Below are 9,208 nucleotides of genomic sequence, written 5' to 3' on the forward strand. Positions count from 1 at the left end.
GGGCAGCGGGAGTGCAGCGTACTTCGGCGCACTCGCGGCCGGCGTCGCCGGAGGATGGTCCATCGCGATGGGGCTTGGGGTCTTCCTGTTGACCGGTGCCGCCTCTGCGATGTACATACTCGATGATCGAAAAGGTGAGCTCGCCGAAAACGACTCTGCTCGTAGACGCGAGGAGCGGAGAACTCGGCCTGTCGAGTGACAGTGGGCGGGGCTCACCTCCGGCTGTGACCGTTCGCCAGCATGACCGCGTGCACGACCGCGATGATTAGGCCCCCGATGACCAAAACCACCGCCGCCCCACTCCAGCTGTTCGACACACCGAGCAGGAAGCCGATGGAGACGAAGACGCCTCCAAGCGCGAGGCCGCCCCATCGCTGCGAATTGGTCAAAGATCACAGCCCGACTGGAGTCTGGCGTCCCGCGCCCACGCCGTGCTGAGCCTCGAAGTCGGCAACACGTCTTTTACGCGCACGCAAGCTGAGGACACCCATGACGATCAGTCCGATACCGACAACTACAGCCGCGACGACGTACAACCACTTCGCTACGCCGGACGGCGCCCCCGCCGACACACCGAGCAAGAACATCAGAGCTCCGAACAGCATGTAGCTGATCGCCTGCAACCGCCCTCGTTCGGCGGCCATCCGCTGCGTGATGAGACCGCCCGCCGTGTGGGCCCCGGACTCGCCCTCGCTTGCCATACCGCGACCTTCGCAGCTTCGCGCCGATCCGTCTAGAGGTCGCGCCTGCGTACTGTCGGTTTGCGCAGTAGGACGTGCAGCCGGGATCCGTCGGGCAGGGAGGCGTCGACGAACGGCTGGCTCAGATCGACCCGTCGACCGGTGGCGTGAAGCATGCGCTCCACCAGGTCCCGCACCGCCGTGTCGCTGAGCACGATCGGGGCCCGTTCGCTGCGTCCGTCTCGAGCGATGTAGACCTTGTCGGGCGCGTTGATCCAGATCTCCTCCACGTCCGGATCGTCCAGGAGCGCCTGAAGCGGACCGTAACCGGAGACCGTTGAGAGGATGTCTCGAACGGATGCCGCTTCGTCCTCGATGACGTCGACGCCGCGCGCGAGGGCGAAATCATTGTGACGCCGCACCTCGGCCCGGGCGATGTAGGACGCCCGCTCGGGGTCCCGCGACGGGTCGACTTCTTCGGTCCGCAGTCGTTCGCGCACGCGCTCGGCGATCGAGGTCAGGCCTCGAGTCGTCGACGTGGTCTGCGGGAAGCTCATGGCCTGGGATCCTCGCAACCCTGCCGCAGCCGATGCCGGAGTTATCCACACCTGATTCGGGGGTTATCCCTCCCAGGTCCCTCCCACCGCGCGCTCTAGACTGAACCCACCAGCGGGAGTGGTGAAATTGGCAGACACGCAGGATTTAGGTTCCTGTGCCTTCGGGCGTGGGGGTTCAAGTCCCCCCTTCCGCACGGGGTACTGACGTGCCTCACACCTTGCGCCCATCTGTCGGCGGATCTCCGCCGCGATCTGAAGGACCTCTGTGCACCCCTTCGCCTTGATCCCCTGGCTGGATCCCGAGACCATCATCAACGCGGCCGGTCCTTGGGCGCTCGTCGTGGTCTGCTTCATCGTCTTCGCCGAGACGGGACTGCTTGTCGGCTTCCTCCTCCCGGGCGACACCCTCCTGATCATGGCGGGCCTGCTCTCCAACCCGGTGACGCATGCACCGAACGGCGTCTTCGGCGTGAACGTCTGGATCGTCGGTCTCCTCATCGGTCTTGCCGCCTTCCTCGGCGGAGAGGTGGGCTACCTCATCGGGCGCAAGGGCGGACCCGCCGTCTTCGAGCGCAAGGAATCGGGACTGTTCAGTCGCAGCAACGTCGAGCGCACGAATGCGTTCTTCGAACGGTACGGCGGTGTGACGGTGATCCTCGCGCGCTTCGTTCCGATCGTCCGCACCTTCGCCCCCGTCGCGGCAGGCGTCGGCAAGATGGCCTGGCACAAGTACTCGCTGTACAACCTGATCGGCGCGGTCATCTGGGGCTTCGGCCTCACCGTCATCGGGTACCTCGTCAGCCTCATTCCCGGCGTCGGTCAGTTCGTCGCCGAGTACATCGACGTCATCCTGCTGGTCGCGGTGGCGGGCACCATCGTCTTCATCGTCTGGCACTACTTCGCCGAGAAACGCAAGGTCAAGCGCGAGATGGCTGCCGGTCCCGACGGGCTCACGGACGCCTCCGAGGCGCAGGAGCTCGTCCTCGAGCCGGAGGCGTTCGACGACAAGACCGACGGTCGCGGCGGGGACGCCCCGCGCCTCTGATCAGGACGCCTTCTTCTTCGCAGGAGCCTTCTTCACCGGAGCCTTCTTCACCGGAGCCTTCTTCGCGGGTTCCTTCGTGGCCGGCGCCGACGTCCCGTCGGCGTCGGCCTTCGTCTTCCCGCCGGCATCCTTGCCCGTTCTCGCCGCCCGGCTCTTCTCGACACTGGCCCGCAGGGCCGCCATCAGATCGATGACCTCGCCACCCTCGGCATCCGCCTTCTCCCCGAAGGTCTCGGCGGTGTCGAACGCATCGCCCTTCTCGAGTTTCGCGTCGATGAGGGTGCGCAGTTCCTTCTGGTACTCGTCGGTGAACTCACTCGGGTCGAAATCGCTCGAGAAGCTGTCGACGAGGGATGCCGAGAGCTCCAGCTCTTTGCTCGAGATCTTCACCGGCTCATCGAGCACCGGGAAGGACGCCTCGCGCACCTCGTCCGCCCAGAGGAGCGTCTGCAGAACCAGCACGTCGCCTCGAACTCGGAGAGCGGCGAGCCGCGTCTTCTGCCGCAACGCGAACCGGACGATCGCGGTGCGGTCGGTCTGCTCGAGGGTCTGACGCAGGAGCACGTACGCCTTCGGGCTCTTCGAGTCGGGTTCGAGGTAGTACGCCTTGTCGAGGGTGAGCAGATCGATCTGCTCGGTGGGGACGAACTCGACGACCTCGATCTCGCGGCTGCGCTCGCTCGGCAGCGCTGCGAAGTCGTCGGAGGTCAGGACGACGGTGCGCTCGCCGTCGTCGTAGGCCTTGTCGATGTCGGAGTACGGCACGACTTCGCCGTCGATCTCGCAGATGCGCTGGTAGCGGATGCGGCCGCCGTCGGCGGCGTGCACCTGGTGCAGCGACACGTCGTGGTCCTCCGTCGCCGAGTACACCTTGACGGGCACGTTGACGAGTCCGAAGGTCAGCGCGCCTTTCCAGATCGATCTCATGCCCTCAGTACACACCCCGCCGACGCGACGACCAATGGGGGTTGCGCACTAATCTGGCCCCATGCCAGCCGCGTCGCAGGAGGTCGTCGTCGATGGACGCCGACTGCGGCTGACGAACCTCGACAAGGTGATGTACCCCGAGACGGGGACCACGAAGGGCGAGGTCATCGACTATCTGACGCGGATCGCTCCGGCAATCCTCCCCCACCTCGATGCGCGGCCGGTCACCCGAATCCGCTGGCCCGACGGCACGGGCGAGGGCTCGTTCTTCGCGAAGCACCTCGAGGCGGGCGCGCCGTCATGGGTCAGCCGGAGACCCATCGAGCATTCGACCGGCGCGAAGGACTACCCGCTCGTCGACGGTGTCCCGACCCTCGTCTACCTCGCGCAGGTGGCGTCGATCGAACTGCACGTCCCGCAGTGGCGTTTCGACGCCGAGGGTGTGAGACGCAACCCCGACCGGCTCGTGCTCGACCTCGATCCCGGCCCCGGTGTCGGCCTCGCCGAGTGCGCGGACGTCGCCCGGTGGTCCCGCGAGATCCTCGTCGACCTGGGCATGGACCCCCTTCCCGTCACGAGCGGCAGCAAGGGCATCCATCTGTACGCCCCGCTCGACGGCAGCCGTACGAGCGACGAGATCAGCGCCTTCGCGAAGGAACTCGCGCGAGCGCTCGAGGCGGATCATCCCGACCTCGTCGTGAGTCAGATGTCCAAGGCCGCCCGGCCGGGGAAGGTGTTCCTCGACTGGAGCCAGAACAACGGCAAGAAGACCACCATCGCGCCGTACTCACTGCGGGGTCGTGAACGTCCCACGGTCGCCGCCCCGCGGACGTGGGCGGAGCTCGACGATCCCGAGCTGCGACACCTCCTCTTCGACGAGGTCCTCGACCGGGTCGCTGCGGGCGGCGATCTGATTGCGCCGCTCGCGCCCACAGGCACGGGGCCGCTGACGTCCTACATCGCCAAGCGCACTGCGGCGAGGACCCCGGAACCGGTACCGGACTCCCCCGTCGGCTCCGCTCGCCCGGCATCCTCCCGGTTCGTCATCCAGGAGCATCACGCGCGGCGGCTCCACTACGACCTGCGACTCGAGCACGACGGCGTGCTCGTCAGCTGGGCGGTGCCGCGCGGCATCCCGGAGTCGCCTTCGACCAACCACCTCGCCGTCATGACCGAGCCGCATCCGATGGAGTACCTGGATTTCGCCGGAGACATCCCCGCCGGTGAGTACGGCGCCGGATCGATGTCGATCTGGGACACCGGCACCTTCGAGCTCGAGAAGTGGCGCGAGGACGAGGTCATCTTCACCGCGACCGGACGCGGCGACGGCCCGCTCGGTACCGTCAAGCTCGCTCTCATCCGAACGAGCGGCGACGGGGAGAAGTCGCAGTGGCTGCTGCATCGGATGAAGACGGATGCCGCGGGTCCCCCCGTCCCACATCCGCCCTCCGACGCCCCGGCCTCGGCGCCGGCTCCGATGCTCGCGACGTCCTCGAACGCAGCCCTCGCGGGGCAGGCGGCGACCCGGTGGGGTCCGTGGGTCGAGTTCAAGTGGGACGGGGTGCGAGCCCTCGGGATCTGGGACGGCGTGCGGCTCCGCCTCCGCGCCCGCAGCGGAACGGACATCACGGCGCGGTATCCCGAGCTGACCGGCGGCGATCCCGGGTTCGGCGCCGCGCCCTGCGTCGTGGACGGCGAGATCGTCGCCCTCGACGATCGGAACCGGCCGAACTTCTCGTTGCTCCAGCACAGGATGCATCTCACGAAGGCCGGGGAGATCGACCGCGAGTCGGCGCGGATCCCCGTCCAGTTCCTGCTCTTCGACGTCCTCGAGGTCGATGGAACGGATGCCGCTCCACTCCCGCTCTCGCACCGGCGTGAGCTGCTGGAGGGCGTCGCCGAGCATACGATCGGCCCGATCGTCGTGCCGCCCGTCGCGGACGACATCGAGGACGCCCTCGCGACGGCGCGGATGCTCGGACTCGAGGGCGTGGTCGTGAAGGATCCCGCGTCCGTCTACCGTCGTGGCGTCCGCAGCGAGCAGTGGCTCAAGGTGAAGCTGACTCTGATGCAGGAGGTGGTGATCGGCGGCATCCGACCGGGCAAGGGCGTCCGCACCGGCGAGATCGGTTCACTGCTCATGGGAGTGCCCGCCGAGGGAGGTCTGCACTACATCGGTCGCATCGGATCGGGTTTCAGCGAGGCGACGCTCGCCCGCCTGGATGCCGCATTCGCACCGCTCCGCACGGCCGAGAACCCTTTCATCGACATCGGCCGTGCCGAGGCATCCGACGCGCTGTGGGTCAGACCGGAGCTCGTCGGCGAGGTGGAGTACGCCGAGGCGACACCGAGCGGAACGCTCCGTCACGCCCGCTGGCGAGGACTCCGCCCCGATAAGACTCCCGCGGACGTGCGCACCGAAGACTGACGAGGACCGTCACCCGTTCTGGACGAGAGTCAGCTGAGTGCCGTCCGGGTCCACGAGATACGCGACTCGCCCGCCCCACGCCTCGGTCTTCGGCGGATGCCGCCGCGGGAAGCCGGTCGCTCGCTCGGGCACACCGGCGTCGGAGATCCGTCGGTACCACGCGTCGAGGTCGTCCACCCGCAGGCAGCACATGACCGTGTTCGCCGCCGGGTCGAGGACCGGATCGGGGAAGAACTCCAGCTGCAGCTGCTCCCGGCGCAGGATCAGCCAGTCCTCGGCGCGGTAGACCACATCGAAGCCGAGCGCTCCGTAGAACCCGACAGTGGCGTCGAACCCTCGGGACGACAGGTTGGGAGCGGCGAAATCCGGCATCGGGGATCCTTTCCAGCGCGACTCACGCGTGGGCCTCGTGCTCGACGTGACCCGCCGGCTCGAGCTGGAACGTCGAGTGCTCCACGTCGAAATGGCGGGCGAGGCAGGACTGCAGTTGGGACAGAAGCAGACCCGCGCGGTCGTCGGCGAAGTAGTCCGTCGCGACGACGACGTGCGCCGTGAACACCGGCGCGCCGCGCGTGAGCTGCCAGACGTGCACGTCGTGCACGTCGACGACTCCCTCGGTACCGAGGATGTGGTCGCGGATGTCGGTGACCTTCGTCCCCGACGGCGCCCGCTCCCCCAGCACGGCGAAGACCTCCCTCAGCAGGGTGATGGCGCGCGGCACGATGAGGGCGGCGATGACGAGCGAGGCCACGGCGTCGGCCGGCATCCATCCCGTCAGCCAGATCACGCCCGCCGCGATGATCACGACGACCGACCCCAGCAGGTCGCCGAGGACCTCGAGGTACGCGCCGCGCACGTTGATGCTCGTGCGCTGCGCGACGCTCAGGACGTAGAGGGACACGCCGTTGGCGACCAGGCCGATGATGGCGACGACGAGCATCGGCAGACCTTGCACCTCGGCCTCAGCGGGGCGGATCAGTCGCCCGACGGCCTCGACCGCGATCCACGCTCCGAGGGCGATCAGGATCACGGCGTTGAGCAGTGCGCCGAACACCTCGGCGCGCTGGTATCCGTACGTCTGACGTTCGTCGGCGGGGCGCGCCGCGACCGACGCCGCGATGAGGGCGATGACGAGCCCCGAGCTGTCGGTGAACATGTGGCCGGCGTCCGCGAGCAGCGCCAGCGATCCGGTCAGGATCGCCCCGACGAGCTGAACGATGAGCACCGTGGCCGTAATCCCCAGGGAGACCGCGAGCAGGCGTCGCGGATGTCCTCCCCGGATGCCGGCGGGTGCGTGATCGTGCATACCTACGAGGGTAGGACCCGCCGTCCCCCCGACCGGCCCCATCGGCGAACTCGGGAATGAGTCCGATTCTCAGCCTCAGCGGGCGGGGGCGGATCCTCAGAGGGTCGCGAGCAGGGGTCCGAGCGAGGCGAATGCCCGCGCGCGGTGCGACGACGCGTTCTTCTCGGCCGAGGTCAACTCCGCCGCGGAACGGCCCGCGGCGTCGTCCGGCAAAAACACGGGGTCGTAGCCGAAGCCGTTCTCGCCCGCGGGCGCCTCCGCGAGACGCCCGGGCCAGACACCGGTCACGACGTGCTCCTCGCCGCCGGGGACGACGAGAGCGATCGTGGAGACGAACTGCGCCGTCCGGTGCGGATCGGCGATGTCGGCCAGCTGATCGAGCAGCAGCTCGTAGTTCGCTACGCCGTCCTTCTTGTGACCCGCCCAGTAGGCGGAGAACACCCCGGGCGAGCCGCCCAGCACATCGACGGCGATCCCGGAGTCGTCCGCCATCGCCGGAAGGCCGGTGTGTGCGGCCGCGGCTCGCGCCTTGATGAGCGCGTTCTGCGCGAACGTCACGCCGTCTTCGACAGGCTCGGGTCCGTCGTAACCGACGACCTCTAGATCGGGACGAGTCGAGGCGACGATCGCCCCGAACTCCTCGACCTTGTGGGCGTTGTGGGTGGCGAGGACGATGCGGCGCGTCGTCACGCGAGCTCCTGCGCCAACGCGGCGAGCTGCGCCTCGCGGAGATCGCCGCACCCGTTGACACCGAGCTCGAGGAGGGCGTCGAGCTCGCGCTTGTCGAACGGCGCACCCTCCGCCGTGCCCTGCACCTCGACGAACAGCCCGCGGCCGGTGACCACGACGTTCATGTCGGTCTCGGCGCGGACGTCCTCGACGTAGGCCAGGTCGAGCATCGGCTCGCCGTCGATGATGCCGACCGACACCGCCGAGACGGAGTCGAGGAGCGCCTTCGCATTCTTGCCGACGAAGCCCTTGGCACGGCCCCACTCGATCGCGTCCGCCAGGGCGACGTACGCACCGGTGATCGCCGCGGTGCGGGTGCCGCCGTCGGCCTGCAGGACGTCGCAGTCGATGACGATCGTGTTCTCGCCGAGGGCCTTGGTGTCGACGACGGCCCGGAGCGCGCGGCCGATGAGGCGCGAGATCTCGTGGGTGCGCCCGCCGACCTTGCCCTTGATCGACTCGCGGTCGTTGCGGGAGTTGGTCGCGCGCGGGAGCATCGCGTACTCGGCGGTGACCCAGCCCTTGCCCTTGCCCGTCAGCCAGCGCGGGACGCCGTTGGTGAAGGATGCCGTGCACAGCACCTTCGTGCCGCCGAAGGAGATCAGTGCGGAGCCCTCGGCATGGGCACTCCAGCCGCGTTCGATCGTGACGGGGCGCAGCTGGTCGACGACGCGGCCGTCGGCACGGGTGGTCTCGCTCATGGGGTCTCCTTGGGTAGATCGATAGCGCCGGTCTGCACGAGCCGGACGGCGCTGACGCCGCGGCCCATCAGTCGGTCGGCGAGTCGGATGAAGTCGTCGGCGGAATCGCCGGTCGCCTCGTAGACGTGGGTCGGGGTGGCGTCCGGCCCTGCCAGCAGGTCGCGGGAGACGAGCTGCCGATAGACGTCCTTCGCTGTTTCCGTGTCGCTCGATACGAGCGACACATCCGGACCCATCACATAGCTGATGGCGCCTTCGAGGAACGGGTAGTGGGTGCACCCCAGGACGACGGTGTCGACGCCGGCGTGGCGAAGCGGTGCGAGGTACTCCTCCGCGACGCGCAGGACGTCGGTCGTGTCGGTCACTCCCGCTTCGACGAAGTCGACGAAGCGCGGGCACGCCTGCGCGAAGACGCTGAGGCGTTCGTTGACGCCGAGCATGTCCTGATACACCCCTGAGCCGATGGTGCCGGCCGTCCCGATCACGCCGATCCGTCCGTTGCGCGTGGTCGAGATGGCGGTGCGGACCGCCGGCCCGATGACCTCGACGACGGGCACGTCGTAGCGCTCTCGCGCGTCGCGCAGCAGCGCGGCAGAGGCGGTGTTGCACGCGATGACGAGCATCTTCACGCCCTGGTCGACGAGAGAGTCCAGAACCTCGAGCCCGTAGCGGCGGACGTCGGCGATCGGCTTGGGCCCGTACGGGGAGTGCGCGGTGTCGCCGATGTAAAGGATCGACTCGCGCGGGAGAAGCTGCGAGACGGCACGGGCCACGGTGAGCCCGCCCACTCCGGAGTCGAAGATCCCGATCGGTGCGTCCGTCACGATCGACCAGC

General features: G+C 68.3%; 10 protein-coding genes and 1 tRNA gene. 3 read left to right on the forward strand and 8 right to left on the reverse strand.

Annotated elements, in window-relative coordinates; all coding sequences use genetic code 11:
- Nucleotides 1–392 precede the first annotated feature (392 nt).
- Together QE428_RS13365 and QE428_RS13370 are read right to left on the reverse strand one after the other, a co-directional pair.
- Nucleotides 393–701 (reverse strand): hypothetical protein, encoded by a 309-nt coding sequence (locus tag QE428_RS13365; RefSeq protein WP_307470183.1) that lies wholly within the window; start codon nucleotides 699–701, stop codon nucleotides 393–395.
- Between the two features lie 32 nt (nucleotides 702–733).
- On the reverse strand, nucleotides 734–1,237 hold the full coding sequence (locus QE428_RS13370; protein WP_307470186.1) for an ATPase, T2SS/T4P/T4SS family: 504 nt from the start codon (nucleotides 1,235–1,237) through the stop codon (nucleotides 734–736).
- A 112-nt stretch (nucleotides 1,238–1,349) separates the two neighbouring features.
- Between QE428_RS13370 and QE428_RS13375 the strand changes: the two genes are divergently transcribed.
- Together QE428_RS13375 and QE428_RS13380 are read left to right on the forward strand one after the other, a co-directional pair.
- Nucleotides 1,350–1,431: transfer RNA gene (locus QE428_RS13375), tRNA-Leu, on the forward strand.
- A gap of 71 nt (nucleotides 1,432–1,502) precedes the next feature.
- Nucleotides 1,503–2,282 (forward strand): DedA family protein, encoded by a 780-nt coding sequence (locus QE428_RS13380; RefSeq protein WP_133399745.1) that lies wholly within the window; start codon nucleotides 1,503–1,505, stop codon nucleotides 2,280–2,282.
- Here QE428_RS13380 and QE428_RS13385 read toward each other — a convergent pair whose 3' ends face one another.
- Nucleotides 2,283–3,209: a Ku protein gene (locus QE428_RS13385; RefSeq protein ID WP_307470189.1), complete on the reverse strand. Its 927-nt coding sequence runs from the start codon at nucleotides 3,207–3,209 to the stop codon at nucleotides 2,283–2,285. It lies immediately after the preceding gene.
- 61 nt (nucleotides 3,210–3,270) lie between these two features.
- Between QE428_RS13385 and QE428_RS13390 the strand changes: the two genes are divergently transcribed.
- Nucleotides 3,271–5,637, forward strand: coding sequence for an ATP-dependent DNA ligase (locus QE428_RS13390; protein ID WP_307470191.1), 2,367 nt, complete (start codon nucleotides 3,271–3,273; stop codon nucleotides 5,635–5,637).
- Nucleotides 5,638–5,646: 9 nt separating this feature from the next.
- Here QE428_RS13390 and QE428_RS13395 read toward each other — a convergent pair whose 3' ends face one another.
- The 5 genes from QE428_RS13395 to murI form a co-directional block, all read right to left on the reverse strand.
- Nucleotides 5,647–6,009: a VOC family protein gene (locus QE428_RS13395; RefSeq protein ID WP_307470193.1), complete on the reverse strand. Its 363-nt coding sequence runs from the start codon at nucleotides 6,007–6,009 to the stop codon at nucleotides 5,647–5,649.
- Nucleotides 6,010–6,031: 22 nt separating this feature from the next.
- Nucleotides 6,032–6,943, reverse strand: coding sequence for a cation diffusion facilitator family transporter (locus QE428_RS13400; RefSeq protein WP_133399748.1), 912 nt, complete (start codon nucleotides 6,941–6,943; stop codon nucleotides 6,032–6,034).
- Between the two features lie 96 nt (nucleotides 6,944–7,039).
- The gene (gene rdgB / locus QE428_RS13405) at nucleotides 7,040–7,633 is read right to left on the reverse strand and encodes an RdgB/HAM1 family non-canonical purine NTP pyrophosphatase (protein ID WP_307470196.1); all 594 of its coding nucleotides are present in this window, start codon (nucleotides 7,631–7,633) and stop codon (nucleotides 7,040–7,042) included.
- Nucleotides 7,630–8,373, reverse strand: coding sequence for a ribonuclease PH (gene rph / locus QE428_RS13410; RefSeq protein WP_307470199.1), 744 nt, complete (start codon nucleotides 8,371–8,373; stop codon nucleotides 7,630–7,632). Before rph ends, rdgB begins: the two co-directional genes overlap by 4 nt.
- Nucleotides 8,370–9,197: a glutamate racemase gene (gene murI / locus QE428_RS13415; RefSeq protein WP_091354261.1), complete on the reverse strand. Its 828-nt coding sequence runs from the start codon at nucleotides 9,195–9,197 to the stop codon at nucleotides 8,370–8,372. The genes rph and murI overlap by 4 nt, the downstream gene beginning before the upstream one ends.
- Between the last annotated feature and the right edge of the window lie 11 nt (nucleotides 9,198–9,208).

Origin of the sequence: Microbacterium sp. SORGH_AS_0505 (genome assembly GCF_030818715.1) — a bacterium.
Taxonomy (GTDB): domain Bacteria; phylum Actinomycetota; class Actinomycetes; order Actinomycetales; family Microbacteriaceae; genus Microbacterium.

What these genes read in the sequence shown, in the direction of transcription:
- QE428_RS13400 (WP_133399748.1), bottom strand. Translation starts at nt 6,943, where the DNA reads ATGCACGATCACGCACCCGCCGGCATCCGGGGAGGACATCCGCGACGC.
- QE428_RS13390 (WP_307470191.1), top strand. Translation starts at nt 3,271, where the DNA reads ATGCCAGCCGCGTCGCAGGAGGTCGTCGTCGATGGACGCCGACTGCGG.
- rph (WP_307470199.1), bottom strand. Translation starts at nt 8,373, where the DNA reads ATGAGCGAGACCACCCGTGCCGACGGCCGCGTCGTCGACCAGCTGCGC.
- QE428_RS13370 (WP_307470186.1), bottom strand. Translation starts at nt 1,237, where the DNA reads ATGAGCTTCCCGCAGACCACGTCGACGACTCGAGGCCTGACCTCGATC.
- QE428_RS13365 (WP_307470183.1), bottom strand. Translation starts at nt 701, where the DNA reads ATGGCAAGCGAGGGCGAGTCCGGGGCCCACACGGCGGGCGGTCTCATC.
- QE428_RS13395 (WP_307470193.1), bottom strand. Translation starts at nt 6,009, where the DNA reads ATGCCGGATTTCGCCGCTCCCAACCTGTCGTCCCGAGGGTTCGACGCC.
- QE428_RS13385 (WP_307470189.1), bottom strand. Translation starts at nt 3,209, where the DNA reads ATGAGATCGATCTGGAAAGGCGCGCTGACCTTCGGACTCGTCAACGTG.